Source organism: Burkholderia sp. JKS000303 (assembly GCF_002563755.1).
In the GTDB taxonomy this organism is placed as follows: domain Bacteria; phylum Pseudomonadota; class Gammaproteobacteria; order Burkholderiales; family Burkholderiaceae; genus Burkholderia; species Burkholderia anthina_B.
In genome coordinates this window covers 120,135-144,968 of sequence record NZ_PDBZ01000001.1, presented here as the reverse complement: position 1 = coordinate 144,968, position 24,834 = coordinate 120,135, and the positions used below count along the sequence as shown (strand labels likewise).

Below are 24,834 nucleotides of genomic sequence, written 5' to 3'. Positions count from 1 at the left end.
TCACGACGCGTGGCTTCGGAGAAGACCCTGATGAACCGGAACATGAAGACCGGCGCCGTGCGCGCCGTGGCCGCCGGCACGCGGCGTCGCGCATTGCGCTCGCTCGCCGGCGCGGCGCTGGCGTTGTGCGCGGGCCTGTCCCTGTCGGCAAGCGCCCCGGCTTTCGCCGCCGATGCCGCCGTTGCAGCGCCGGCCGTCACGCGCGTTGCGATGCTCGTGCAGTTGCACGGCCCGAACCTGAAGGTCGACGAACGGATCGGCCAGCATCTCGGCGAGCGCGGCTACGCGGTGCGCCTGATCGACGAAAGCGCGACGCCCGACGCGGCGCGCGACGCCGACCTCGTCGTGATCTCGTCGACGGTGTCGTCGAAGAACGTGCGGCCCGGCTGGCGCATGCTCGACAAGCCGCTCGTCACGTGGGAGAACGACCTGCTCGACGATCTCGCGATGACGGGCAAGCGCCACGACGTCGACTTCGGCGAAACGGGCAAGGAACGCTATCTGTGGCTCGTCAACGCGCCGCATCCGGTCTCGGCCGGGCTGCCGGCGGGCGCGGTCAACGTGTACGGCAAGCAGGCGCCGATGAGCTGGGGCAAGCCGGGGCTCGGCGCGATCACGATCGCGACCGTGTACGGACAGCCGGACAAGGCCGCGATCTTCGCGTACGAGAAGGGCGCGACGATGGACTATGAAGCAATCGCGCCGGCGCGGCGCGTGATGTTTTTCCTCGACAACGACACGTTCGTGAACCTGTCGCCGGCCGGCGTCGGGTTGTTCGACGCGGCGATCGACTGGGCGGCGGGACGGCGCTGACGGTGTGCGGCACGCGCCTGCGTGCACGGCCAGCGAAGACCGCCATTGAATGCGAGAATGCGGTCTTCGGCCGGCGCGCTTCGCGCCGCTTTCCAGGGAATTCGCATGGACAGTCATATCGCTCCGGTGGAGCTGAAGAAAGCCTACCGCCTCCTCAACCACGGCCCGACCGTGCTCGTGTCGGCCCGCCACGACGGCGTCGACAACGTGATGGCCGCCGCGTGGGCATGCGCGCTCGATTTCCTGCCGCCGAAGCTTACCGTCGTGCTCGACAAGTCCGCGAAGACGCGCGAGCTGGTCGAGCGCAGCGGCACGTTCGTGATCCAGGTGCCAACCGCCGCGCAACTGAAGCTCACGCACGTGGTCGGCAGCCACAGCCTTGCCGAGCGGCCCGACAAGCTGCGTGAAGCGGGCGTCACGCTGTTCGACGTCGAAGGCCACGATCTGCCGTTCGTCGCCGGCTGCTCGGGCTGGCTCGCGTGCAAGCTGATTCCGGAGCCGCACAACCAGCAGGCCTACGACCTGTTCATCGGCGAAGTGGTGGGGGCGTGGTCGGACACGCGCGTGTTCCGCGACGGCCACTGGTATTTCGAATCGGCCGATCCGGCATTGCGCAGCCTGCACTACATCGCGGGCGGCAACTTCTATGCGATCGGCGAATCGATGCACGTCGACCCGGACCCGACGGACCCGCAGTAAGCGCCGCGGGAGTACTGTTCCGTCATCCGAAGCGCGCGGCTCACGCGCGCTTTTTCAATTCCGCCAGCATGACGTCGGCGAACGCCTGCGCGACGCGCGGCAGCGTGCGTCCGCGCTTCGCGACGAGCGCGATCGGCCGCACGAACGCCGGGTCGTCGATCGGCTTCGCGACGAGGTCGGGTTCGGCGCGCACCTCGCGCGCGGTCGCGGGCAGGATCGTCACGCCGAGGCCGCCGCGCACCATCGCGACGGCCGTCATCATGTAGGTCGGCTCGCACGCGATCTCCGGCGTGCAGCCGGCCGCTTCCAGCGCAGCATCGACGACGCTGCGCACGCTCGTGCCCTGCGCGGTCAGCACGAGCGGCACGGCGGCGACATCGGCGGTGCGCACGCGCCGCTTGCGCGCGAGCGGATGATCCTTCGGGCACACGGCGACGAGCTGGTCGGCGCCCGCATACAGCACGTCGAGCGACGCGTCGAACGCATCGCCGCCCGTCAGGCCGAGATCGGCTTCCTCGTTGCGTACCAGCGCGGTGACCAGGCTCGCGACGCCGTCGCGGATCTCGAAGCCCGCGCGCGGCACGTCGCGCCGGAACGACTGGATCAGCTCCGGCAGCAGGCTCGACGCGAAGGTCGGCAGGCACGCGAGCCGCACCGTGCCGCTCGCGCCTTCGCCGAGCGCGCGCGCATCGCGCAGCACGCGCTCCATGTCGTCGAGCGAGCGTTGCAGCAGCGGCAGCAGTTCGCGCCCGGTCTGCGTGAGCGCGACGCTGCGGCTGTTGCGGTCGAACAGCCGCGCGCCGACGATTTCCTCGAGCCGCCTGATCTGCACGGTCAGCGCCGGCTGCGACAGATGCAGCCGCGCGGCCGCGCGCGTGAAGTTGCCGGCGTGCGCGACGGTGACGAACGCGCGGATGTCGCGAAGGTTCAGATCCATAACGGTTCGTGATTGCTGCGATCAAATCATTTCAATTGTGCTATCGCTGCGCCGACCTTACGCTCGTCTCCAACAAAAGACAAGGTAGGAGACACCGATGCTGCCGTTACTCGGGCTGGGCACGATCGTCGTGCTGCTGGCCGCGATTCTGTCCAAACGCATGTCGCCGCTCGTCGCGCTGATCATCGTGCCGATCGCGGCGTCGCTGATCGGCGGCTTCGGGCTGCATACGAGCAAGTTCGTGATCGACGGGCTGAAGGGCCTCGCGCCCGTCGTCGGGATGTTCGTGTTCGCGATCCTCTATTTCGGCACCATCACCGATGCCGGCACGCTCGACCCGATCATCGACCGCATCCTGCGCGCGGTCGGCACGCGGCCCACGCGCATCGTGATGGGGACGACGCTGCTCGCGCTGCTGATCCACCTCGACGGCTCGGGCGCGGTCTGCTTTCTCGTGACGATTCCGGCGGTGCTGCCACTGTACGACCGGCTGAAGATGGACCGCCGCGTGCTGGCCGCGGCCGTGTCGATGGCCGCGGGGATCAACTTCCTGCCGTGGACGGGGCCGATGATCCGCGCCTCGGCGTCGCTGCACCTGCCGGTGTCGGCGCTGTTCAATCCGCTGATTCCGGTGCAGGCGATCGGGCTCGTGTTCGTGTTCGGCGTCGCGTACTGGCTCGGGCGGCGCGAGGAGAAGCGGCTCGGCCTGTCGGGCAACGACGCGTCGATCCCGCTGCCGAAACGCGAGCTGACGCCCGACGAGCAGGCGCTGCGCCGCCCGCACCTGTTCTGGTTCAACCTGGTGCTGACGCTCGTCGTGCTCGGCACGATGGTCGTGATGGGCGAGAAGATTCCGCCGGCGATCATGTTCATGGTCGGGCTGTGCGTCGCGCTGATGGTGAACTACCCGGACGTCGACATGCAGCGCAAGCGCATCGACGCGCATGCGCGGGCGGCGCTGATGATGGCCGGCATTCTGCTCGCGGCCGGCGTGTTTACCGGGATCATGCAGGGCAGCGGAATGCTGAAGGCGATGGCGCAGGCGGCGGTCGGCTTCGTGCCGCCGTCGATGGCCGGCCACATTCCGGTCGTGCTCGGTTTCGCGTCGATGCCGCTCAGCATGCTGTTCGATCCCGATTCGTTCTACTTCGGCGTGCTGCCGGTGATCGCCGAAGTGGCCGGCCAGCTCGGCGTGCCGGCCGTGCATGTCGGCCAGGCCGCGCTGCTCGGCCAGATGACGACCGGGTTCCCGGTCAGCCCGCTGACGCCCGCGACGTTTCTCGTCGTCGGCCTGTGCGGGATCGAGCTGGCCGAGCACCAGAAGTTCACGTTCCCGCTGCTGTTCGGCGCCTCGATCGTGATGACGATCGCGTGCGTCGTGCTGGGCATCTTTTGATTTTTGCCGGCGCGCGTGCGCCGGACGACGGTACGGACATGACAGCAAAGCCTTCATATCAACCGCGCGTGCGCATCGGCGCGGGCGCCGGCTACTCGGGCGACCGGATCGAGCCCGCGGTCGAACTGGCCGAACACGGTCGGCTCGACTATCTCGTCTTCGAATGCCTGGCCGAGCGCACGATCGCGATCGCGCAGCAGGCGCGCCGCAAGGACCCGGCGCTCGGCTACGACCCGCTGCTCGACGCGCGCATGCGCGCCGTGCTGCCGGTGGCCGCGGCCAGGGGCGTGCGTATCGTGTCGAACATGGGCGCGGCGAATCCGCGCGCGGCGGCGCGGCGCACCGCGCAGATCGCGCAGTCGCTCGGCCTCGCGGGGCTGAAGGTCGCGGCGGTCGAGGGCGACGACGTGCTCGACGTGGTGCTGCGCGGCGCGTTCCGCTTCGAGGAGTCGGGCGACGAGGTTGCCGCGTATCGCGAGCGCATCGTGTCCGCGAACGCGTATCTCGGTGCCGCGCCGATCGTCGACGCGCTCGCGGCCGGCGCGGACATCGTGCTGACCGGGCGCGTCGCCGATCCGTCGCTGTTCGTCGCGCCGCTGATCCACGCGTTCGGGTGGCGGATGGATGACTGGAACACGCTCGGACAGGCAACCGTCGTCGGCCATTTGCTCGAATGCGCGGGGCAGGTGACGGGCGGCTATTTCGCGGATCCGGGTTACAAGGACGTGCCGAATCTCGCGCGCCTCGGGTTCCCGATCGGCGAGGTCGAGGCCGACGGCTCGGTCACGATCACGAAGGTGCCGCACGCGGGCGGCCGCGTGAGCGCGGCCACCTGCAAGGAACAGTTGCTGTACGAGATTCACGATCCGGCGCGCTACCTGCAGCCCGACGTGGTCGCGGATTTCACGCGGGTGGCCGTCGCGGAGGAAGCGACCGACCGCGTGCGCGTGACGGGCGGGCGCGGCACGGCGCGCACCGACACGCTGAAGGTATCGGTCGCGTATGTCGACGGTCATATCGGCGAAGGGCAGATCTCGTACGGCGGACCCGGTGCGCTGGCGCGCGCGCGTCTCGCGCTCGAGATCGTGCGTGAACGGCTCGCGCTGACCGGCGTGGCCGCGACCGAATTGCGTTTCGACCTGATCGGCGTCGATTCGCTGTACGGCACGGCGACGCCTGCGGTGCGCGGCGAACCGGCCGAGGTCCGCATCCGGGTGGCCGGCCGCGCGGCGAGTGCGGCGGAGGCCGCGCGGATCGGCAACGAAGTCGAGACGCTTTATACGAACGGGCCGGCCGGCGGCGGCGGCGCTTTCAAGTCGACGCGCGAGGTGATCGCCGTACAGTCGGTGCTGTTGCCGCGTGCGGCCGTGACGCCGTCGTTTTCATTCGTGGAGGCATGATGCAACTGCGTGAACTCGCGCATGCGCGCACCGGCGACAAGGGCAATACGCTGAACGTGTCGGTCATCTGCCGCGATCCGCGTCATTACGACCATCTGCGCGCGCATCTCGATGCGCAGGCCGTGAAGGCATGGCTCGCGGGCATCGTGCACGGCGACGTCGTGCGTCATGAATTGCCGGCGCTCGCCGCATTCAATTTCGTGTTGCGCGATGCGCTCGGCGGCGGCGTCACGCGTTCGCTCGCGCTCGATGCGCACGGCAAGTCGGTCAGCTCGGCGCTGCTGGCGATCGACGTGCCGGTGCCGGTGTGATGATGCGGCGCGGCCGTGCCGGCGTTCACGGAATCAGCCACTCCCACCGTCCGTCCGCGTGCTCGATGCGCTCGCCGCCGATAGGCAGGCGTTGGTCGGCGCGATAGTCGTAGACCGCGCGCGACGCGGCGACCTGCTCGAGATCGAGTTCGACCGTGTGGCGCGATTCGCCGGTGCCGGCTTCGAAAATCAGGTTCCCGAACGGATCGGCCGCGAGGCTGCCGCCCGCGAACACGACGTCGTGCGTGCTGCCGCCGACGCGGTTCGCGACGACCGCGAACAGCTGGTTTTCCATCGCGCGTGCCGAGACCGACGTGCGGTGGACCTGGCGGTACGGCTCCATGTTGCCGTCGGTCACGAGGATCAACTGCGCGCCGAGCGCCGCGAGCGCGCGGCCGCTTTCGGGGAATTCGCTGTCGTAGCAGATCAGCAGGCCGATCCGTACGCCGCGCCATTCGACGGTCGCGTAGCGGTCGCCGGGCAGTACGACGCCGCGCTCCGATACCCACAGATGCGTCTTGCGATAGTGCAGCGCGATGCCGTCCGGCGTGACGAACACGGTCGTGTTGTAAAAGCGCCCGCCGTCGTTCTCGATCAGCCCGACCACCACCGCGACGTTGCGCGCCCGCGCGGCCGCGATCACCGCGCCGACGCTCGGGCCGTCGAGCGGCTCGGCCACGCGCTCGAGCTCCGACGGATCGAGAAAGCCGGTGAGCTGCGCTTCCGGAAACATCACGAGGTCGGTGCCGGGCGCGCAGCTCGCGATTGCATCGAGCGTGCGTTGCAGGTTGTAGCGCGTGTCGCCGTCGCGGCCGGCGAGCTGGACGATGTCGAGCTTCAGTTTCATGGGCGGGTTCGGTAGCGATGGTCCGTCGCGATGGCGGCGGAACGGATGGGAATGAGCGCCAGTATGCGCCGAACGCGCCGGGTTCCCCATCCCGCCGACGCGTTAACCCGTCGGGGGTATTGATCTCTGCACCGGCCGCCGGGCGTGCGCCGGGGGCGCCCGGCGCCGTGATGTCCTGCTGCGGGGGGCAACGGCAAGGTCGGGAAAAAGCGCCGGCCCCTCTGCAAGGGCCGGCGAAGAGGTCCTGATGGACGAGGATAGTGCTATCAGAACCCAGGCCACCATCTACCGCCCGTGTCGAACGGACGGACGGCATCGAACGACGCAAGGATAGAGAGGGTGGCGGCGCTTGCACAGACGGCGCATCCGATAGCGCGTATCGGCGCGACGGCGTGTGACGGGGCGGGCCGCTGCGGTCGCCGCGCCGAGCGTCACGTCCCGGCCTGCGCGTGCAGGAACAACGAGAACAGTTCCGACTGCGAATTGATGTCGAGTTTCGCGTAGATATTGCGCCGGTGCACCTTGACCGTTTCCGCCGAAATCGACAGCTTGTTCGCGACCTCCTTGTTCGAGCGGCCGCTCAGAATCAGCCGGATCACGTCGAGTTCGCGCGCGGTGAGCGGCGTGCCGAGCCGCGCCATCGCGTGTTCGAAACCGCCGCGCGCCGCGCTGTCGGTCCGGCGCGGCGTAGCGGGCTCGCTGGGCTCGGCGGGGGGCGGCTCGAACGCGAGCCGCTGACGCATCAGGCCGGCGACCCACGGACGGATCAGGTCGAGCAGCGCGACCTGTTCGGGGCTGAAGCGCCGCCTGCTGCCGAGCGACAGGCACAGCGTGCGCGTGTCGTCGAGCACGACGTTGACCTGCACCTCGTCCTCGACGACGTTGTGCGTGAAGTACAGCGTGTAGTACTCGGTGTCGCGAAAGCATTCGGGCGCGACGTCGGACAGCCGGAACAGGCCGCTTTTCGGGGCATCGCGGTTCGCGATATAGAACGGATCGAGCTGGTACAGCCCCTGCACGTAGTCGCGAAAGAGCGGGTCGGGGCCGCCGCCTTCGTACGGACATTCGGCGAACACCTGCGGGCGGTCGTCGCCGAACATCAGCACGACCCAGCTGTCGATCGCGACGTATTCCTCGATCAGCCGGATCAGCGCGAGCCAGAAACCCGGCTGGTCGAGCGACTCGACGAGTCGGCCGACCGACCGGTGCCAGGCGATGTCCTGCAAGCTCAGGTTCATGCGTGTGTCCATGTCGGGCCGGACCGGTGCGCTGCGCGCTTGCGATGCCGCACCGAGCGTGTACGCTACGGGCTCGCGGGCACTGGCCCGCGCGTGCGGCACGGGCCGCGCGCATCGACCGGATCCAGGAATGAAGAACGAGATCGTAACGCCGGCCGGCGCGAATGGCGAGGCCGGGCGCGGCCGCCGGCTCGCGGCGCTCGCCGTGCGCGTCGCGCTGGCGGGCGTCGGGGTGGCCGCCGCGCATGCGGCTCACGCGGCGTCGCCCGCGTCGTGCGACGCACGGCTCACGCAGCTGATCGTGCCGGCGCTGCGGCACACCGCGCTCGATCGACGGGCGATCCATGCCGAGCCCGCGGTGCTGACTGGTCAACCGGAAGGCGTGCAGGGCGTCCGGCTGTTCGTGACGCCCGACCATCCGGGCACGCCGAACCGTGACGCGACGATCGGCTGGGTCACGCTCGACACGCATGCGCTGCGCGCGCTCGACATCACGCGCGATCCCGACCAGCCGGACGTGCTGAAGATCGACCGGCACGCGCTGGCGCGCTACGTATCGACGTGCGTGGCGGCGCCGGCCGCCTCTGCCCATCCCGCCGCAGCCATGCACGGCGCTGTCGATTGCGACGCGCTGAACCGCCGCGCGCAGGCGCGGGGCGACTACGTGACGGGCAGCGACGCCGGGCGCGTCGTGACGGGCAAGGGCCGGCTGCCGTTCTTTTCCGCGCCGGACGACGCGTGCCGGATCGACGGCCTGTTCATCGTCGAGCACGATCACGTCGACGCGCGGACCGAATACGGCCGGTTCACGTCGATCACCTATCTGAACCCGCGCACGCACGGCACGGCCGACGGCTGGGTGCCGCGTGCGCGGCTGCAACCCGACGGCACCGGCATCGCGCCGCGGCAACCCTGATCGCCCGCCCGCATCGACCTTTCCCCTCGAATCGAACGCCCTCATGAACGACCAGAACCCGAAAGCCCGCGTCAAGCCATTCGCGGCCACGCTCGCCGTGTTGTCCGCGCTCGCGGTGTTCACCGCGCTCGCCGCGGTGTCGCCGGTCCACGCGGCCGAGCCGATTCATCCCGAGCGTCAGCTGCAGACGTTCATCCGCGACACGTACGGCACGTGGCGCGCCGATCGCAAGGGCTGGCAGTCGGATGCGGGCGACTTCATCTATTCGTCGTGCGGCTCGCTGCGCGTCGCGACGGCCGACGGCCCGCGCACGCTGCTCGCGATGTGCGGCGAGACCGAGGCGGCTGTCCAGAACGGGATGCCGGGCATGGATTCGGACGGCACGACGGGCACGATCGACCTGTACGTGCTGAAGCCGAGCCAGGACGGCGGCACGCTCGAACCCGTCGTGAAGAAGACGGACATCGCGTCGGGCAAGGGCGGCGAGCCCGGCACCGTGCGCATCGAGCGGCTCGGCCCGCACCTGTTCGGCTTCGTGATCGGCGACGGCATCACGCTGCAGGGCTATACGCAGGCGAGCCGGTCGATCTGGCTGCCGCTCGGCAACGCGATCGTCGACGCCGCGCCGCGCATCAACGAAACGATGGACAACAGCGGGTCGCTCGATTGTGACAACGCGAAGGCGCATTGCGAGAGCCGCACGTTCGCGATCGTGCCGGACACGACGGGCACGGGCGACGTTTATCCGCTGACGGTCACGGAGACGGGCGAGCGCGGCGGCAAGGACATCCATGCGCGCTACACGGTGAAGTTCGATGCGGCGCACGGGCGTTACGTGGTGCCGAAGGCGCTGCGGGCAGGGTACTGAGCGGGGAGCGCAGGCAATGGGCAGCATGGTGCTGCCCGCGGCGCCCGCCCGGGCATCACACGTACAGATAGCGCACGAGGTGGAAGAACACCGGCGCGGCGAAGCAGATCGAGTCGACGCGATCGAGCATCCCGCCGTGGCCCGCGATCATCGAGCCCCAGTCCTTCGTGCCGAGCGAGCGCTTCACGGCCGACAGCACGAGCCCGCCGACGAAGCCCGCGATCACGATCGCGAGCGAGATCCCGAACGCCGCGCCGAAGCTGAACGGCGTCACGCGATACAGCGACGCGCCGCACAGCGTCGCGAGCAGGCCGCCGCCGATGAAGCCTTCGACCGTCTTCGACGGCGACAGGCGCGGCGCGATCTTGCGCCGTCCGAACAGCTTGCCGACCACGTACTGCAGCACGTCGCTGATCTGCACGACGAACAGGAAGAAGAACAGCAGCAGCGCGTTCTGCCCGGCGTAGTGCGGGATGTCGAGAATCAGCACGGCCGGCGCGTGGCTCAGCCCGTACACGCACACCATCAGCGCCCAGTTGATCTTCGCGTTGCGGCTCAGGAATTCGCGCGTGTCCTGCGTGAGCGCCGACACCAGCGACATCGCGAAGAACAGGTGCACCGGCACGAAGATCGAGTACATCCCGTACCAGTTGATCCCGAGCAGCAGGTACTGCACCGGAATGGCGACGAAGAACGCGATGAAGAGCGTCGTATGGTCGCTCGCGGTGGTCGGCGTGAGCGTGATGAATTCGCGCAGCGTCAGGTACGACAGCAGCGCGAACACCAGATACGTGACGTTGTTGCCGAGGCCGATCGCGATGACCATGATCGCGATCATGGCCCACCACGCACGGATGCGCTGGTTCAGGTTGACGATCGTCGCGCTGGTGCCGCCGCTGCGCGCGCCGAGGATCGCGCCGATCAGGGTCGCGATCACCAGCACGCCGGTGACGCCCGCGACCAGTTCCCAGAAGAGAGTTCGCATGGGGAGATCCGGAAAAGGAAGAGGAGGGCGCGCGTTCAGCCGGCCGGCCGCTGCGGCGGCGCGAGCGCGACGATCGCGTCGTGCATGCGGGCGAGGAAGGTCGGCTTGTCTTCGTCGGCACCGAGCGCGTCGTTCGCGCCGAAGTGCACCTTGCAGATCAGCGGCACGGGCCAGATCGCGCCCTTCGGCATGATGCGCTGCAGGTTCTCGAGATAGACGGGCGCCAGCGCGACGTTCGGAAACTCGGTCGCGAGGTGGAACAGCCCGCTCTTGAACGGCTGCGGCAACACGTCGGCGCCGCGGGTGCCTTCCGGGAAGATGATGATCGAGTGGCCTTGCCGCAGCGCATCGCGCACCGGTTCGAGTGGATCGCCGCCGTTTTCGCGGTGACGGTCGATCAGCACGACGTTCAGCAGTTTCTGCGCGATGTGGCGCTTCAGGTCGCTGCTGTCCCAGTAGTCGCGCGCCGCGACGGGCCGCACGACCGCGCGCACGTCGCGCGGCAGCGCGGCGAGGATCGCGAGCGTGTCGATGTGGCTCGTATGGTTCGAGAAGTAGATCTTCTGCGTCGGCGACGGCGGCGCCTGATGCCAGACCGGATACGCGCCGGCGACGAGTCGCACGATGGACAGCAGGAAATCGCGCTGCCAGACGTTCAGGATGTTCATCGGCGCGGCGCCTCCTGCGTGCATGCCCGCGCGGCCGCGCAGGCGCGGCAGGCGGAATCCCGGAATGCCGGCGCGGCAGGATGCGCGCCGGACGGCCATTGTTTAAGTTTTTTCAAATTCGTGGCTGCCTGTCGCAGGGCCGCGATAATCGGACGATCCGCCGGCGCGGGTTGCTGCGCGGCGAATGCGCCGGTCGACGGCGTGAAAATCGGCTGTTGCACGAGTGCCCGTCTGCAGTTCGAACGGATGACTGCGCGCGCGGGCCAGCGGATTATCGCGAGTTTCCGTCGAAAACGCCAGATTGCCCGGTGCGGCACGGCCGGCGTGCGGCTTGACGCGTCCGGGCCGCTCGGCGACGATACGACCACCTGTCGACAGCCCGCCGCCGGCGGTTGCGCCGCCCGGGCAGGGCGGCTGCAAACGTGCCCGGACGTGCAGAACCAATAAAACGATGAGCCTCTACGCACTCAAACCGAAATTCCAGAACCGTCTTCGTCCGTTCGCGGATTCACTCGCCGAGCGCGGCGTCACGGCCAACCAGGTCACGCTGTTCGCGGCCGGCGGCTCGATCGTCGTCGGCGCGCTGGCCGGGCTCGGCGTGTTCGCGCGCGTGCTGTTCCTGCTGATTCCGATCTGGCTGTTCGCACGGATGGCGCTGAACGCGATCGACGGCATGCTCGCGCGCGAACACGGACAGAAGAGCACGCTCGGCGCGTACCTGAACGAGCTTGGCGACGTCGTGTCCGACATCGCGCTCGTGCTGCCGTTCCTCGCGATTCCCGCGTTCGCGCCGGCAGACGTCTGGCTGTTCGCGCTGACGGCGGTGATTGTCGAATGCGCGGGCCTGATCGGGCCGCTCGTCGGTGCGACGCGCCGCTACGACGGCCCGTTCGGCAAGAGTGACCGCGCGCTCGCGCTCGGCGCATTCGCGCTGTGGATCGGCTTCGGATTGCCGGTCGGCGGCGTCGCCGCGTGGCTGTGGCGGCTGCTGATCGTGCTGTCGATCGTGACGGCGGTGCGGCGCGTGCAGGCCGGCATCGCCGAAGCGGGCGGCTGACGGCAGCAGGTTGACCGGCGCCGGAGGGCGGCGCCGCATGATTCGAATAATGAAACGAGAGAGAAACGCATGAGCGCACGCACGGCCCGCGAGGCCGACTTCATCACGCACGACGGCGAAACGCTGTTCTATCGCCACTGGCCCGCGATGGCCCCGCGCTGCCGCGGCGCGATCGTGCTGCTGCATCGCGGCCACGAACATTCGGCGCGCGTCGCGCACCTCGTCGACGAACTCGACCTGCCGGATTTCGCGTTCTTCGCGTGGGATGCGCGCGGCCACGGCCGCTCGCCCGGCGCGCGCGGCTACAGCCCGAGCGCGGCCGCATCGGTGCGCGACCTGCAGACCTTCGTCGAACATATCCGCGACACCCACGGCATCGCGATCGAGGACATGGCCGTGATCGGCCAGAGCGTCGGCGCGGTGCTCGCGGCCACCTGGGCGCACGATTACGCACCGCCGATCCGCTGCCTCGTCGTCGCGTCGCCGGCGTTCCACATCAAGCTGTACGTCCCGCTCGCGCGGCCGGGCCTGCGGCTGATGCACAAGCTGCGCGGGCTCTTCTACGTGAACAGCTACGTGAAGCCGAAATTCCTCACGCACGACCCGGAACGGATCGCGAGCTATGCGGCCGATCCGCTGATCACGCGGCCGATCGCCGTCAACATGCTGCTCGACCTGCACGACACCGCGCAGCGGATCGTCGCCGATGCGGCCGCGATCACCGTGCCGACGCAGTTGCTGATCTCGGGCGCCGACTGGGTCGTGCATCGCGGCCCGCAGGACCGTTTCTTCGAGCGGCTCGGCGCCGCCCGCAAGGAGCGCATCGTGCTGCCGGGCTTCTATCACGACACGCTGGGCGAGCGCGATCGCGCGCAGGCGCTCGCGCCGCTGCGCAGCTTCGTGCTGCGCGAGTTCGATGCGCCGAGCCCGCGCGTGTCGCTCGCCGATGCCGACCGGCGCGGCGCGTTCCACGACGAATACGCGGCGCTCGGCCGCCCGCCCGCGAATCCGTTCGCGCGTGCGTACTGGGCGATCACGCGGGCCGGGCTGAAGGCCGGCGGCGCGCTGTCCGACGGCATCGCGCTCGGGCTGCGGCTCGGCTTCGATTCGGGCTCGACGCTCGACTACGTGTACCGCAACCGCGCACAGGGGCGGCTCGGCGTCGGCGCGCTGATCGACCGCACGTATCTCGATTCGCCGGGCTGGGTCGGCATCCGCCAGCGCAAGGTGCATCTGCAGGAGCTGATCGGCGCGGCGATCGGCCGGCTGCGTGGCCATGGCGAACCGGTGCGGATCGTCGACATCGCGGCAGGCCACGGGCGCTATGTGCTCGACGCGATCGCGACGGCTGCCGAGCGCGACGGCGCGGCGCCCGACGACATCACGCTGCGCGACTACAGCCCGCCGAACGTCGAGGCCGGGCGCGTGCTGATCGCGCAGCGCGGCCTCGATCCGATCGCGCGTTTCGAGCGCGGCGACGCGTTCGACGAAGCGTCGCTTGCGACGCTCGAGCCGCGCCCGACGCTGGCTATCGTGTCCGGGCTGTATGAACTGTTCGGCGAGAACGCGCTGATCGAGCGCTCGCTGCGCGGGCTCGCGCACGCGGTGCCGCCCGGCGGCTATCTCGTCTACACCGGGCAGCCGTGGCATCCGCAGCTCGAATTCATCGCGCGGGCGCTGAACAACCATCGCGGCGACGCGACGTGGGTGATGCGCCGCCGGTCGCAGGCCGAGATGGACGAGCTCGTCGCGCGCGCGGGGTTCCGCAAGCTCGACCAGCGGATCGACGAGATGGGCATTTTCACGGTGAGCCTCGCGCAGCGGGTCGACGCATCATGAGCGCGCTCGGCGGCGGCGCGGGCGGCGCGCTGGCCAAGCCGGCGGCCGGCCCGCGCGACGCGTCGCTCGCGCTGCGCGTCGGCTGGCTCGCGGTGATGGGCGCGGTGTTCTTCTCCACGTACGGCTTCGCGAACTGGCTCGCCGCGCAGCGCGCCGCGGTGCCGACGTTCGCGTTCGGCTGGGAACATGCGATCCCGTTCGTGCCGTGGACCATCGTGCCGTACTGGTCAATCGATCTGCTGTACGCGCTGTCGTTCCTGTTCTGGACGCGGCGCGACGACCTGCTCGATCACGTGAAGCGGCTGCTGACCGTGCAGCTCGTGTCGGTCGCGTGCTTCGTCGCGTGGCCGTTGCGCTTCGGCTTCGAGCGGCCCGAAGCGGGCGGTGTGGCCGGTGCGCTGTTCACGCTGCTGATGGGCTTCGACAAGCCGTACAACCAGGCGCCGTCGCTGCATATCGGCCTGCTCGTCGTGCTGTGGGCCGTCTACGCGAAGCATCTGCGCGGCACGGCCGCGCGCGCCGTGCTCCATCTGTGGTTCGCGGCGATCGGCGTGTCGGTGCTCACGACTTACCAGCATCATGCGATCGACGTGCCGACCGGCGCGGCCGTCGGCTGTTTCGCGTTGTTCCTGTTTCCGTTGCGCGATGCCGCGGGCCGCTTGCCGGGCGCAGAAGGTTCGCCGTCCGGCGCCGGTCGCGCGCTCGCGCGCCGCTATGCGCTCGGCGCGGGGCTGGCCGCGCTCGTCGCGCTTGGCTGCGTGTCGCATGCGCCGGGCTGGGCGCTGGCGGCGGGATGGGGCGCGCTGGCGCTCGCGTGCGTCGCGTGGATTTACCGGCGCGGGGCGCCCGGTGCGTTCCAGAAGGACGACGCGGGCCGCTTCCCGGTGTTCATCCGCTGGCTGTTCGCGCCGACGATTGCCGGCGCATTCGTCAATTCGCGGCTGTGGACCGTCCGGCAGCCGGCGCCGGTGCGGATCGACGAGCGCGTGTCGATCGGCCGTACGCCGACGACGCGCGACATGCGGCGCTACGGCTTCACGGCGCTCGTCGACCTGACCGCGGAGATGCCGCGCTGGGTCGCGGCCGACGCGTCGCTGGCCTATGCGGCGGTGCCGCAACTCGACCTCGTCGCGCCGAGCGCGGCGCAGCTCGCGGCGGCCGTTGCGGCGCTCGAACGGCTGCATCGCGAAGGGCGCGACGTGCTGGTCTGCTGCGCGCTCGGCTACGGGCGCAGCGTGCTGTGCGCGGCCGCGTGGCTGGCGGCGCGGCGCGGGTTCGGCGATGCGCGCGAAGCGCTCGCGGCGGTGCGGGCGGTGCGCCCGCACGCGGTCTGGTCGGACGACGGCGTGACGGTGCTGCAGGACTGGATCGATCGCCGCCGCGTCACGGGAGGCGTGTGATGCGCGACCCGTCCGCCCCCTTCAGGATTGCCGCCGCGCGCGGCGCGCTCGATGCGGGCGCGTGGGCGATCGCGGCCGCGCTGGCCGCGGCGGGCGCCGGCTGGTGGATCGCGGCGGGCTGGGCGCCGGCGACGATCGCGCGTGTATTGCTGGCCGTGATCAGCACCGGGACGGGGATTGCCGCGCTGTGGTACGCGGTGCGCATCGAGATCGACCGGCGGCTGTTCGCCGCGCTGGCACGCGCGGCGTCGGGTGACGCACCGGTCGACGACGGGCTGGCCGCGCTCGACCGGGCGCTCGCCGATCTCGGCTGGATCGACGAAGGGAAGGTCGGGCGGGCGCTGGACGCGCGCGTGCGCGGCGCGGTCGGGCTGTGCCGCGCCGGCGTGCTGGTCGCGATCGTGCAGTGGATCGTGGTCGGGATCGCGATCGCGCTGCCGCAAGTCGGTTAGGGGGCGGGTGCGGTGCGTCTGCGGCGCCGGGCCGCTATCCGCGCGTCATGTGTCATGCGCGGACCGCGCGCGGCCCCCGCATCCGCTTCGCCTCATACATCGCCTGGTCCGCATGCTCGATCAGCGCCGTCATGTCGGTGCCGTCGTCGGGCAGCAGCGCGACGCCGACACTGACGCCGAGCGCCAGCGGCCGTCCTTCGAATTCGAACGGTTCGCCGACCTGCTGCGCGAGCCGCATGCGTCGCGCGTCGACATCGTCGCGGCCGCCGACGTTCGGCAGGATCACCGCGAACTCGTCGCCGCCGACGCGCGCGACCGTATCGGAGCGCCGCACGGCGCCCAGCATCCGCGTGGCGATCTCGCGCAGCGCGGCGTCGCCCGCGCGGTGACCGTAGCCGTCGTTGATCGGCTTGAGCCCGTCCATGTCGATGTTGAGGATGCCGAGCCGGCCGTTCGCGCGCAGCGCGGTGTGCATCGACTGGCGCAGACGGTCGTAGAACAGCGCGCGGTTCGGCAGGCCGGTGAGCGCGTCGTGCGTCGCGCGCAGATAGAGTTCGTTGGCCTCGTTGCGTGCCGCATGGAACATCGCGGCGGCGATCAGTTCGGCCGTGAGCCGCAGCGCGCCGGCATCGGCGGCCGAGAACCCGTCGACGTTCGGCGACATCACCTTCAGCACGCCGACCGTCGTGTCCGCGTGCATGAGCGGCATCACGAGCATCGAGCGCAGCCCGACACGGCGGCACGCATCGCGGTCGACGCGCGGGTCGGTTTCCGAATCCGTGCAGTGCAGCAATTCGCCGCGCGTCACGCACAGGCCCGACAGGCTGCCCGAGCGGCGCAACCGCAGCCCGAGCATCCCGGCGGCGGAGCCCGATGCGGCGCGGTACACCATGTCGTCGCCTTCGGCGAACTCGACCGCAGCGCCGCTCGCGCCCGTCAGGTGCGGCACCTGCTCGGTCACATAGGCCATCACGCTGCCGAGGTCGAGGCCGAGTTTCGCGATCTCGGTTTGCGTGGCGATGATGCGCAACAGCGTGGCGGGAGACGGGGTGGCAGTGTCGACGATTTGATCCAAGTCAGTTTTCCATGAATAAAGGGCGGCGCTGCGCGTGCGCTTGCGGTAGCATACGCGCCGCCCACGCGACAGCGCGTTTCGGGCGGCCCGCAACAGGCCGCCGGCGGTGTCCCGCCAGTCCCATTCGCGCCGGCAGTATGCCGGTCGGTCCGGCCGCCAGCAACGACGCAATTTTTGCCACTCGATCGTTGTGTTCAGCATTTCCGACCGAACCGAGTCTTTTTTGCCTCATCGTTGCGAATCGGGGTAAGTTTTGTCCTATTTTTGAGATAGTGTGACGAATGAGCGAGCGCCGGTGCCAGGCGCACGAGTAGAGCGAATCGGCAATCGAGCAATTCGCCGCGTCGTTTCGATACAGCCTGTTCAGGCCAGACAAGTGAGGGGAAGCAGTGGGGATGTGCATTCATGGGCATGGCTGCTTGGTGTGCGCGGGTGCCGACGCGCTTGATGACCGGATGATCGGAACGATGGGGAGCGGCGCATGAAACCCGCCGCGTCGTTGTTCGTCCTGTCGGTCGCCACATTTGGCGCGTTCCATGCGGCGGCGTTGTCGGCCGCGCCGATGCCGGCGGTGCCGGCGTCCGCCGCCGGGGCGTCTGCCGCCGTAGCGGATGCGTCGGTGCTCGCGGCCGCGCCTGCGGCGGCCAGCGCGGCCGGTGCCGCGTCGGCCGGCTTGCCGGCGACGACCGTGCACCTGCCGTTCGCGTCGCTCGGCGCGTTCGATCCGTTGCGCCTGCGCGGTGCCGACGATGCGCGCACGATCAACGCCGGCGTGCGGCTCGATCGCGTGGTCACCGGCGCGCGGCTGCGCCTGACCTACGCGTACTCGCCGTCGCTCGTGTTCCCGATGTCGCACCTGAAGGTGTCGGTGAACGGCGAGGTGGTCGCGACCGTGCCGTTCGATGCGTCGCACGCGGGCCGCACGGTCACCCAGGACATCCCGATCGATCCGCGCTACTTCTCCGATTTCAACCAGATCGGCCTGCGCCTGATCGCGCATTACACGCTCGATCATTGCGAGGATCCGTCCAACTCGGCGCTGTGGGCCGATGTGAGCCCGACCAGCGAGCTGCTGCTCGACGAATCGCCGGTGCGCCTGCCGAACGATCTCGCGCTGCTGCCCGCGCCGTTCTTCGACCGGCGCGACAACGGGCTGCTGCGGCTGCCGTTCGTGCTGCCGGCATCGCCCGACTCGGCGACGCTGCGCAGCGCCGGCGTGCTCGCGTCGTGGTTCGGCGCGCAGGCCGACTACCGGCAGGCGCGCTTTCCGGTCGGATCGACGTTGCCGGCCGACGACCAGGCGGTCGTGGTCGGCACGGCCGCGACGTTGCCGGCCGGCCTCGTGCTGCCGCCCGTCAACGGCCCGATGCTCGCCGTCACGGACAACCCGGCCGCGCCGGGCCGCAAGCTGCTGGTGCTGACGGGCCGCACGGCGGCCGAAGTCGACGACGCGGTCGCGACGCTCGTGCTCGGCCGCGCGGCGCTGTCGGGGCCGGCGGCGACGGTCGCGCACGTCGATCTCGGTGCGCCGCGCAAGCCGTACGACGCGCCGCGCTGGCTGCCGGTGAACCGGCCGATCACGTTCCGCGAGCTCGTGTCGGACCCGCACGAGCTCGAAGTGCGCGGCACGACGCCCGACGCGATCCGCCTGAACCTGCGCGTGCCGGCCGATCTCCATTCGTGGAACGGCTCGGGCGTGCCGATTACGCTGCGTTACCGCTACACGGCGCCGACCGTGCAGGACAACTCGACGCTCGCCGTCGAGATCAACGATCAGCTCGTGAAGTCGTACCGGCTCGGGCCGGCGCACGCGGAAGACGCGCGCGGGCGCATGCAGCTGCCGCTGCTGTCGGTGCCGGAAGGGCGCGTGACGAGCGACGTCGACATCCCGGCGTTCCGCGTCGGCAGCGGCAACCAGCTGCAGTTCCGCTTCACGCTCGATTCGCAGAAGACGGGGCTCTGCTCGAGCGCCGCGAGCGAACCGCAGCGCGCGGCGATCGATCCCGATTCGACGATCGACTTCTCGCACTTCGTCCATTACGCGCAATTGCCGAACCTCGCGTTCTTCGCGAACAGCGGCTTTCCGTTCACGCGCTTCGCCGACCTGTCGCAGACGGCCGTCGTGATGCCGGATCGTCCGTCGCCGCAGGAGCTCGAAGCCTATCTGACGATGCTCGGCCACATGGGGCAGTGGACGGGTTTCCCGGCGCTGCGCGTGCAGGTCGCGCGCCCCGGCGACGTTGCCGCGCTGGCCGGCCGCAAAGACCTGCTCGTGATCGACGGCTCGCCCGCGTCGCCGCTGCTGTCGCAGTGGCGCGCGTCGCTGCCGCTCGCGATCGACGAGCAGGCCGGCGCGGGCGCGACGCGGGTCGCGTTCTCGGTGAAGGAGCGCTGGCGCAACGGCGTCGGGCTGGCCGACGGCGGCGCGCACATCGAACAGTCGGGCCCGCTCGCGGCGCTCGCCGGGTTCGAGCTGCCGGGCAGCCACGGCCGCAGTGTCGTCGCGCTGACGGCGACGGACCAGCCGCACCTGGGCGATCTGCTCGACGTGTTCCAGAAACCCGGCCTCGTGTCGCAGTTGCAGGGCGACCTCGCGCTGGTGAGACCGGGGCAGGTCGACAGCCTGCGCGTCGGCGAACCGTACGTGGTCGGCTTCGTGCCGTGGTATGCGCGCGTGTGGACGCACGCGGCGCGGCACCCGGTCATGCTCGGCGCGGTCGGCGTCGTCGCGGGGCTGTTGCTCGCGCTCGGCGTGTTCAGCGTGCTGCAGAGAATCGCCGCGCGTCGACGGGGGATGTAACGGATGGCGCGGGCAATCGCAAGGCGACGGGCCGCGCAGCCGGCGCGCCGCGTCGGCACGGCGCTCCTGCTGGCCGTCACGGCCGCCTGCGCGGCGGCCGGTGCGGCCGGTGACGCGCGGGCGGCGCAAAGCGGCGCGGCCGATGCGCCATGCAGCGCGGCGTGGCCGCGCTGGGATGCGTTCAAGCGCGACTTCGTGTCGACCGACGGCCGCGTGATCGACGTCGGCTCGGCCGATTCGCGCACGGTATCGGAGGGGCAGGGGTATGGACTGTTCTTCGCGCTGGTCGCGAACGACCGGCACGCGTTCGACACGATCCTCGCATGGACCGAGAACAACCTCGCGCAAGGCGACCTGAGTGCCCGTCTGCCGGCGTGGCTGTGGGGCCGCGCGCCGGACGGCACGTGGCGCGTGCTCGACGCGAACGCGGCGTCGGATGCCGACCTGTGGATCGCATACACGCTGCTGGAAGCCGGGCGGCTGTGGCACGAGCGCAGCTACACCGCGCGCGGCGCGCTGCTGGCGAAGCGGGTGCTCGCCGACGAGACGGCGAGCGTGCCGGGCCTCGGCATCACGCTGCTGCCCGGGCCGGTCGGTTTCAAGCTGGCCGACGGCCAGTACCGCGTGAACCCGAGCTATTCGCCGCCGCAAGTGATACGCGGGCTCGCCGCGCGGCTGCCCGACGATCGCCGCTGGGCGGCGCTCGCGACCAGCACCGGCCGCGTGCTGCTCGACACCGCGCCGAAGGGCTTCTCGCCGGACTGGGCGCTGTATCGGCCGGGTACGGGCTTCGGGCCCGATCCGCAGACGCATGCGGAAAGCGCGTACAACGCGATCCGCGTGTACCTGTGGGCCGGCATGCTCGATCGCACCGATCCGCTTGCCGCGCCGCTGCTCGCGCGGTTCGCGCCGTTCGCCGATTACATCGCCGCCCATGGCGCGCCACCCGAGAAGGTCGACACGACGACTGGCGTCGCGGGGCCGAACGACGGCAACGGCGGGTTCTCCGCGGCGGCCGTGCCGTTCCTCGATGCCCGCGGTCAGCACGCGCTCGCCGATGCGCAGGCCGCCCGGGTCGATACGCTCGCGCGCCAGACGGCGCCCGGCTACTACACGAGCGTGCTGACGCTGTTCGGCCTCGGCTGGCGCGACGGCCGCTACCGGTTCGGTGCGGACGGTTCGCTCGATGCGCGCTGGGAGGGCCGTTCATGCGCGGCCCGATGAAGCGCGCCGCGCCGCGCATGGCCGGATTCGCATGGCTCGCGTCGTCGGTCTGCGTGGCCGCACCGGCCGCGACCGCCGTCGCGGCGGCGCCGAAAGCCGTTGCGCCGAACGCCGCGCTGGCACCGGCACCGGCCGATCTCACCGACGCGCAACGCCAGCTCGCGACCGCGCGCATGTGGGGCGTCAAGCATCGTGACGACCTTGCGCGCGATGCGGTGCGCAAAGGGCTGCTGATCGCGCCGAACGATCCCGAACTGCTCGCGGAGCAGATGCGCGTGCTGCTGCGGCTCGGCGATGCGAAAGGCGCGCAGGCCGCGCTTGCGCGGCTGCAGGCGAGTGCGCCGAGCGCGCGGGACACGCGGCGCGCGGCCGACGAGTATCGCGTCGCGACGAGCGGCCGCGGCGAGATGGCGCAGATCCGCCTGCTCGCGCGCAGCGGCCGCGCGGACGAAGCCGCGCAGCGCATCGTCGCGCTGTTTCCGAACGGCGCGCCGTCCGGCGCGCTCGGCGCGGAGTACTACCAGATCGTCGCGAATGCACCGGGCGGGCGCGAGCCCGCGATCGCCGCGCTGCGCCGTGCGGTCGCGGCCGACCCGCAGGACACCGGCGCGGCGCTGGCGCTCGCGCGGCTCCTGAACCAGCGCGAGGACACGCGCGTGGAGGCGAACCGGATCGCGTGGTCGCTCGCGAAGCGCACCGACGTCGACCACATCGAAGCGATGGCCGTGTGGCGGCGCGTGCTGCAGTCCGCCGGCACCGATCCCGCGTATGCCGACGCGTTGCATGCGTATCTCGCGCTGGTGCCGGACGACACCGAGTTTCGCGACCGCGTCGCCGAACTCGACCGGCAGCGCGACGCGCAGCGCCGGCTCGAACGCGATCCCGACTACATCGCGCAGCAGCGCGGGCTGCAGGCGCTCGCGCGCGGCGATCTGGCCGCGGCCGACCCGCTGCTCGCGCGTGCCGCGCGGGCGCGCGCCGACGACGCGGAGGCGGTCGGCGGCCTGGGCATGCTGCGTCTGCGCGAAGGCCGGCACGACGAAGCGCGTGCGCTGTTCGCGCGGGCGGCGACGCTCGCGACCGACCAGCGCGGCAAATGGCAGAGCCTTGCGCGCACCGCGCAGTTCTGGGGGCTGCTTGCGCAAGGCCGCGCGGCAGCGTCGGCCGGGCATGCGCAGGATGCCGAGCGGGCGGCGCGCGCCGCGCTCGCGATGCAGCCCGACAGCCCGGACGCGAAGCTGCAGCTCGCCGATGCGCTGCTCGCGCAGCGCGACTGGACCCATGCCGAGCCGTTGCTGCGCGAATTGCTGGCCGCGCGCGTGCCGAGCCTGTCGGCCGTGCGCGATACCGCGACGCTGTATGAAAACACCGGCCGTGCGGACCGCATCGGCCCGCTGCTCGATGCGCTGCAAGGCCGCGTGACGGGCCGCGACGATCGCCGCGCGCTCGACGGCCTGCGTGCCGACCTGCTCGCGAGCCAGGCGAAGGCACTGGCGGACAAGGGCGAACGCGGGCCGGCCGCGCAGCGCTACGAAGCGGCGGTGCGTGCAGCGCCCGACGCCGCGTGGACGCGCTTCGCGCTCGCGCGGCTCTACCGCGACATGGGGCTGCCGCAGCTCGGCCGCACGGTGATGGACGACGGGCTCGCGCAAGGCGATACGCCCGAGATGCGCTATGCGGGCGCGCTGTATCGCAACTCGATCGACGACATCGCCGGCGCACAGGCCGCGCTTGCCGGCGTCGACGATGCGCGGCGCACCGACGGCATGCGTGCGCTCGCGCGCAAGCTCGACGCCGAAAGCGCGCTGGCCGACGCGCGCGGCGCGCTCGGTCGCGGCGATCGCGCGGCGTTTGCGGCGTCGCTCGCGCATGCGCAGGCGAGCGCGCCGGACGATCCCGACATGCTCGCCGCGATCGGCGCGCAGTGGATCGACGCGGGCGAACCCGGGCGCGGCCTCGCGCCGCTGCACGACTGGATCGCCGCGCATCCGCAGGAGGCCGATGTGGACGTGCGGCTGCGCTACGGCGACCTGCTCGGCAGCGCGGGGAGCGACGATGCGCTCGCCGCGTGGCTCGACACGCTGCGCCGCGAACCCGGGCTGACGCCCGCGCAGACCGCGCGGATCGAGGATCAGTCGCTGCGGCTGGTGCTGCGGCAGACCGACGACGCGATCGCGCAACAGGACTATGCGCGTGCCCGCACGGTGCTTTCCCGCGCGAGCCCGGCGGGCCGCGAGGACAAGCGCTACGCGCTCGAGCTGGCCGATCTCGAACGCGCGCAGGGGCACTACGATGCGGCGCGCGACGCACTCGCGCCGGTCGTCGCGCGCACGCCGGACGATGCCGATACGCAGCTCGCGCTCGCGCGGATCGACGAGGACAGCGGCCATCGCGCGGCCGCGCTCGCACGCGTGCAGGCCGTGCTCGCCCGCACACCGGACGACGACGTCGACACGCGGCTGTCGATCGTGCGCCGCCTGAACGCGCTGCGCCGCCCGGACGAAGCCGCGCAGGTGACCGACCCGTTGCAGGCCGCCTACCCGGCGCGCGCCGACGTGACGGTCGCGGCCGGGCGCGTGGCCGAAGCGCAGGGTCGCTACGACGATGCCGCGTCGCTGTACCGGCTGTCGCAGTCGCAGGAGCGCACGAGCGGCGTGAGCCCGGGCCGCGACGGCCGCACGCCCGCGCAGGCCGCGTTCGCGGATCTCGAACAGCGGCGCAACCCGGAGATCGAGACCGGCTGGCTGCCCGCGTACAAGTCGGGCGACGAAGGGATTTCCGCATACCGCGCGCAGCAGGTGCCGATCTACATGCAGATGCCGGTGCGTTACGACGGGCACGCGTTCCTGCAGCTCGACACCGTGCATCTGGACGCCGGCACGCTCGATACGAGCGACCCGAACGCGTATTCGTTGAAGACCTTCGGGACCTACGGGGGGCTCAACGCCCTGGCCGGATCGTCGATGTTTCCGTGGAATCTACTGGCCGCCGGGGTGATCGCGAATCGGCAGGGCGACCTGCATCAACCGATGACGGGTGTCGCGATCGGCGCCGGTTATCGTACGGACGCGTGGCGCTTCGATCTCGGCACGTCGCCGCTCGGCTTCCCGGTGCATTACCTGGTCGGCGGCGTGCGCTATCGCTTCGATGCGGGTCCGGCGAGCTTTACCGTGAATGCATCGCGGCGGCCGGAAACGAGCAGCGTGCTGTCGTATGCAGGGATGCGCGACCCGTGGACCGGCGCGGTGTGGGGCGGTGTGCACCGCGACGGCGTGAACCTGCGTGGGTCGGTCGACATCGGCCGCGTGAACTTGTTCGCCGAACTCGGCGCGGGCGTGCTGTCCGGCAACAACGTCGAGCGTAACGCGGAAGTTACGCTGCGCTCGGGCTTCACGGTGCCCGTGTACGAACGCGCGACGATGAAGGTCAGCACCGGGCTCGTCGGCAACGCGTGGCACTACGCGCAGAACCTGCGTTACTACACGTACGGGCAAGGCGGCTATTACAGCCCGCAGCGCTACCTGTCGCTGGGCGTGCCGATCGAATGGGCAGGGCGGCGCGACGCGCTGTCGTGGGATCTGACCGTCACGGCCGGGATCTCGAACAGCTACGAGAAGGATTCGCTGTTCTACCCGACCTTCGCGGACCAGCGCGCCTTGCAGGAAGCGGCCGGCCTGGTCTACGCGGGCAGTTCGACGGCCGGCGTATCGTTCTCGTACGGCGTGAACGGCATCGTCGAATATCGCGTGAATCCGCACCTGAGCGTCGGTGCGCAACTGCATGTCGACCGGTCGCACGACTATGCGCCGAGCTCGGCACTTGTCTACCTGCGCTACGCATTCGATGCGCGCGCCGAGCGCAACTGGCTCGTCACGCCGACGCCAGTGCAGCTTTATTCGGATTACTAGG

At 70.5% G+C, this 24,834-nt stretch carries 21 protein-coding genes; 14 read left to right on the top strand and 7 right to left on the bottom strand.

The window, feature by feature from the left end; genetic code table 11:
• Positions 1–30 precede the first annotated feature (30 nt).
• Entirely contained in the window at positions 31–813 is a 783-nt protein-coding gene (locus tag BX604_RS00645; RefSeq protein WP_098552659.1) for a hypothetical protein, read from the top strand.
• Between the two features lie 105 nt (positions 814–918).
• On the top strand, positions 919–1,512 hold the full coding sequence (locus BX604_RS00640) for a flavin reductase family protein (protein ID WP_098549112.1): 594 nt from the start codon (positions 919–921) through the stop codon (positions 1,510–1,512).
• A 40-nt stretch (positions 1,513–1,552) separates the two neighbouring features.
• Here the strand turns inward: BX604_RS00640 and BX604_RS00635 are convergent, their stop codons facing one another.
• Entirely contained in the window at positions 1,553–2,449 is an 897-nt protein-coding gene (locus tag BX604_RS00635; RefSeq protein WP_098549111.1) for a LysR family transcriptional regulator, read from the bottom strand.
• A 97-nt stretch (positions 2,450–2,546) separates the two neighbouring features.
• Between BX604_RS00635 and BX604_RS00630 the strand changes: the two genes are divergently transcribed.
• The 3 genes from BX604_RS00630 to BX604_RS00620 are packed head-to-tail and all read left to right on the top strand — an operon-like array spanning position 2,547 to position 5,556.
• Positions 2,547–3,845: a CitMHS family transporter gene (locus tag BX604_RS00630; RefSeq protein ID WP_098549110.1), complete on the top strand. Its 1,299-nt coding sequence runs from the start codon at positions 2,547–2,549 to the stop codon at positions 3,843–3,845.
• A 38-nt stretch (positions 3,846–3,883) separates the two neighbouring features.
• On the top strand, positions 3,884–5,245 hold the full coding sequence (locus tag BX604_RS00625; RefSeq protein WP_098552658.1) for an acyclic terpene utilization AtuA family protein: 1,362 nt from the start codon (positions 3,884–3,886) through the stop codon (positions 5,243–5,245).
• Positions 5,245–5,556 (top strand): AtuA-related protein, encoded by a 312-nt coding sequence (locus BX604_RS00620; protein ID WP_098552657.1) that lies wholly within the window; start codon positions 5,245–5,247, stop codon positions 5,554–5,556. The genes BX604_RS00625 and BX604_RS00620 overlap by 1 nt, the downstream gene beginning before the upstream one ends.
• A 25-nt stretch (positions 5,557–5,581) precedes the next feature.
• On the opposite strand, the gene BX604_RS00615 is transcribed toward BX604_RS00620, so the two are convergent.
• Both BX604_RS00615 and BX604_RS00610 read right to left on the bottom strand, forming a co-directional pair.
• A complete protein-coding gene (locus BX604_RS00615; RefSeq protein ID WP_098549109.1) occupies positions 5,582–6,403 on the bottom strand; it encodes a carbon-nitrogen hydrolase family protein in 822 nt (273 codons plus the stop codon).
• 431 nt (positions 6,404–6,834) lie between these two features.
• Positions 6,835–7,641 (bottom strand): helix-turn-helix transcriptional regulator, encoded by an 807-nt coding sequence (locus BX604_RS00610; protein ID WP_098552655.1) that lies wholly within the window; start codon positions 7,639–7,641, stop codon positions 6,835–6,837.
• A gap of 130 nt (positions 7,642–7,771) precedes the next feature.
• On the opposite strand from BX604_RS00610, the gene BX604_RS00605 reads away from it, so the two are divergent.
• Positions 7,772–8,557 (top strand): hypothetical protein, encoded by a 786-nt coding sequence (locus tag BX604_RS00605; RefSeq protein WP_257146260.1) that lies wholly within the window; start codon positions 7,772–7,774, stop codon positions 8,555–8,557.
• 43 nt (positions 8,558–8,600) lie between these two features.
• Entirely contained in the window at positions 8,601–9,425 is an 825-nt protein-coding gene (locus tag BX604_RS00600; protein WP_098549108.1) for a topoisomerase IV, read from the top strand.
• A gap of 55 nt (positions 9,426–9,480) precedes the next feature.
• Here the strand turns inward: BX604_RS00600 and BX604_RS00595 are convergent, their stop codons facing one another.
• The 3 genes from BX604_RS00595 to BX604_RS00585 form a co-directional block, all read right to left on the bottom strand.
• Positions 9,481–10,410 carry a phosphatidate cytidylyltransferase gene (locus BX604_RS00595; protein WP_098549107.1) on the bottom strand — a complete coding sequence of 310 codons (930 nt, stop codon included), beginning with the start codon at positions 10,408–10,410 and terminating at the stop codon, positions 9,481–9,483.
• A 35-nt stretch (positions 10,411–10,445) separates the two neighbouring features.
• Positions 10,446–11,078: a lysophospholipid acyltransferase family protein gene (locus BX604_RS00590; protein WP_098552654.1), complete on the bottom strand. Its 633-nt coding sequence runs from the start codon at positions 11,076–11,078 to the stop codon at positions 10,446–10,448.
• Between the two features lie 102 nt (positions 11,079–11,180).
• Positions 11,181–11,522 (bottom strand): hypothetical protein, encoded by a 342-nt coding sequence (locus BX604_RS00585; RefSeq protein WP_179894773.1) that lies wholly within the window; start codon positions 11,520–11,522, stop codon positions 11,181–11,183.
• Positions 11,523–11,529: 7 nt separating this feature from the next.
• Between BX604_RS00585 and BX604_RS00580 the strand changes: the two genes are divergently transcribed.
• The 4 genes from BX604_RS00580 (at position 11,530) to BX604_RS00565 (ending at position 15,826) form a co-directional block, all read left to right on the top strand.
• Positions 11,530–12,135, top strand: a complete 606-nt coding sequence (locus BX604_RS00580; protein WP_098549106.1) for a CDP-alcohol phosphatidyltransferase family protein — start codon at positions 11,530–11,532, stop codon at positions 12,133–12,135.
• Positions 12,136–12,204: 69 nt separating this feature from the next.
• Positions 12,205–13,974 carry a bifunctional alpha/beta hydrolase/class I SAM-dependent methyltransferase gene (locus BX604_RS00575; RefSeq protein ID WP_098549105.1) on the top strand — a complete coding sequence of 590 codons (1,770 nt, stop codon included), beginning with the start codon at positions 12,205–12,207 and terminating at the stop codon, positions 13,972–13,974.
• Positions 13,971–15,374, top strand: coding sequence for a phosphatase PAP2/dual specificity phosphatase family protein (locus tag BX604_RS00570; RefSeq protein ID WP_098549104.1), 1,404 nt, complete (start codon positions 13,971–13,973; stop codon positions 15,372–15,374). The genes BX604_RS00575 and BX604_RS00570 overlap by 4 nt, the downstream gene beginning before the upstream one ends.
• Positions 15,374–15,826 (top strand): hypothetical protein, encoded by a 453-nt coding sequence (locus tag BX604_RS00565; protein ID WP_098549103.1) that lies wholly within the window; start codon positions 15,374–15,376, stop codon positions 15,824–15,826. Before BX604_RS00570 ends, BX604_RS00565 begins: the two co-directional genes overlap by 1 nt.
• Before the next feature lie 52 nt (positions 15,827–15,878).
• Here BX604_RS00565 and BX604_RS00560 read toward each other — a convergent pair whose 3' ends face one another.
• Positions 15,879–16,901 carry a sensor domain-containing diguanylate cyclase gene (locus tag BX604_RS00560; protein ID WP_098549102.1) on the bottom strand — a complete coding sequence of 341 codons (1,023 nt, stop codon included), beginning with the start codon at positions 16,899–16,901 and terminating at the stop codon, positions 15,879–15,881.
• A gap of 481 nt (positions 16,902–17,382) precedes the next feature.
• Here BX604_RS00560 and bcsB point away from each other — a divergent pair, with 481 nt between their 5' ends.
• From bcsB to BX604_RS00550, 3 genes are read left to right on the top strand one after another with little or no spacing between them, the layout of a single operon-like run.
• On the top strand, positions 17,383–19,701 hold the full coding sequence (bcsB, locus tag BX604_RS00555; protein ID WP_257146259.1) for a cellulose biosynthesis cyclic di-GMP-binding regulatory protein BcsB: 2,319 nt from the start codon (positions 17,383–17,385) through the stop codon (positions 19,699–19,701).
• A 3-nt stretch (positions 19,702–19,704) separates the two neighbouring features.
• Entirely contained in the window at positions 19,705–20,925 is a 1,221-nt protein-coding gene (gene bcsZ, locus BX604_RS39410) for a cellulose synthase complex periplasmic endoglucanase BcsZ (RefSeq protein ID WP_257146258.1), read from the top strand.
• Positions 20,910–24,833, top strand: a complete 3,924-nt coding sequence (locus BX604_RS00550; RefSeq protein ID WP_098549101.1) for a cellulose synthase subunit BcsC-related outer membrane protein — start codon at positions 20,910–20,912, stop codon at positions 24,831–24,833. The genes bcsZ and BX604_RS00550 overlap by 16 nt, the downstream gene beginning before the upstream one ends.
• The last annotated feature ends 1 nt before the right edge of the window (position 24,834 follow it).

Coding starts and splice junctions, on each gene's coding strand:
- BX604_RS00645 (WP_098552659.1), top strand. CDS start 31: ATGAACCGGAACATGAAGACCGGCGCCGTGCGCGCCGTGGCCGCCGGC.
- BX604_RS00640 (WP_098549112.1), top strand. CDS start 919: ATGGACAGTCATATCGCTCCGGTGGAGCTGAAGAAAGCCTACCGCCTC.
- BX604_RS00635 (WP_098549111.1), bottom strand. CDS start 2,449: ATGGATCTGAACCTTCGCGACATCCGCGCGTTCGTCACCGTCGCGCAC.
- BX604_RS00630 (WP_098549110.1), top strand. CDS start 2,547: ATGCTGCCGTTACTCGGGCTGGGCACGATCGTCGTGCTGCTGGCCGCG.
- BX604_RS00625 (WP_098552658.1), top strand. CDS start 3,884: ATGACAGCAAAGCCTTCATATCAACCGCGCGTGCGCATCGGCGCGGGC.
- BX604_RS00620 (WP_098552657.1), top strand. CDS start 5,245: ATGCAACTGCGTGAACTCGCGCATGCGCGCACCGGCGACAAGGGCAAT.
- BX604_RS00615 (WP_098549109.1), bottom strand. CDS start 6,403: ATGAAACTGAAGCTCGACATCGTCCAGCTCGCCGGCCGCGACGGCGAC.
- BX604_RS00610 (WP_098552655.1), bottom strand. CDS start 7,641: ATGAACCTGAGCTTGCAGGACATCGCCTGGCACCGGTCGGTCGGCCGA.
- BX604_RS00605 (WP_257146260.1), top strand. CDS start 7,772: ATGAAGAACGAGATCGTAACGCCGGCCGGCGCGAATGGCGAGGCCGGG.
- BX604_RS00600 (WP_098549108.1), top strand. CDS start 8,601: ATGAACGACCAGAACCCGAAAGCCCGCGTCAAGCCATTCGCGGCCACG.
- BX604_RS00595 (WP_098549107.1), bottom strand. CDS start 10,410: ATGCGAACTCTCTTCTGGGAACTGGTCGCGGGCGTCACCGGCGTGCTG.
- BX604_RS00590 (WP_098552654.1), bottom strand. CDS start 11,078: ATGAACATCCTGAACGTCTGGCAGCGCGATTTCCTGCTGTCCATCGTG.
- BX604_RS00580 (WP_098549106.1), top strand. CDS start 11,530: ATGAGCCTCTACGCACTCAAACCGAAATTCCAGAACCGTCTTCGTCCG.
- BX604_RS00575 (WP_098549105.1), top strand. CDS start 12,205: ATGAGCGCACGCACGGCCCGCGAGGCCGACTTCATCACGCACGACGGC.
- BX604_RS00570 (WP_098549104.1), top strand. CDS start 13,971: ATGAGCGCGCTCGGCGGCGGCGCGGGCGGCGCGCTGGCCAAGCCGGCG.
- BX604_RS00565 (WP_098549103.1), top strand. CDS start 15,374: ATGCGCGACCCGTCCGCCCCCTTCAGGATTGCCGCCGCGCGCGGCGCG.
- bcsB (WP_257146259.1), top strand. CDS start 17,383: ATGAAACCCGCCGCGTCGTTGTTCGTCCTGTCGGTCGCCACATTTGGC.
- bcsZ (WP_257146258.1), top strand. CDS start 19,705: ATGGCGCGGGCAATCGCAAGGCGACGGGCCGCGCAGCCGGCGCGCCGC.
- BX604_RS00550 (WP_098549101.1), top strand. CDS start 20,910: ATGCGCGGCCCGATGAAGCGCGCCGCGCCGCGCATGGCCGGATTCGCA.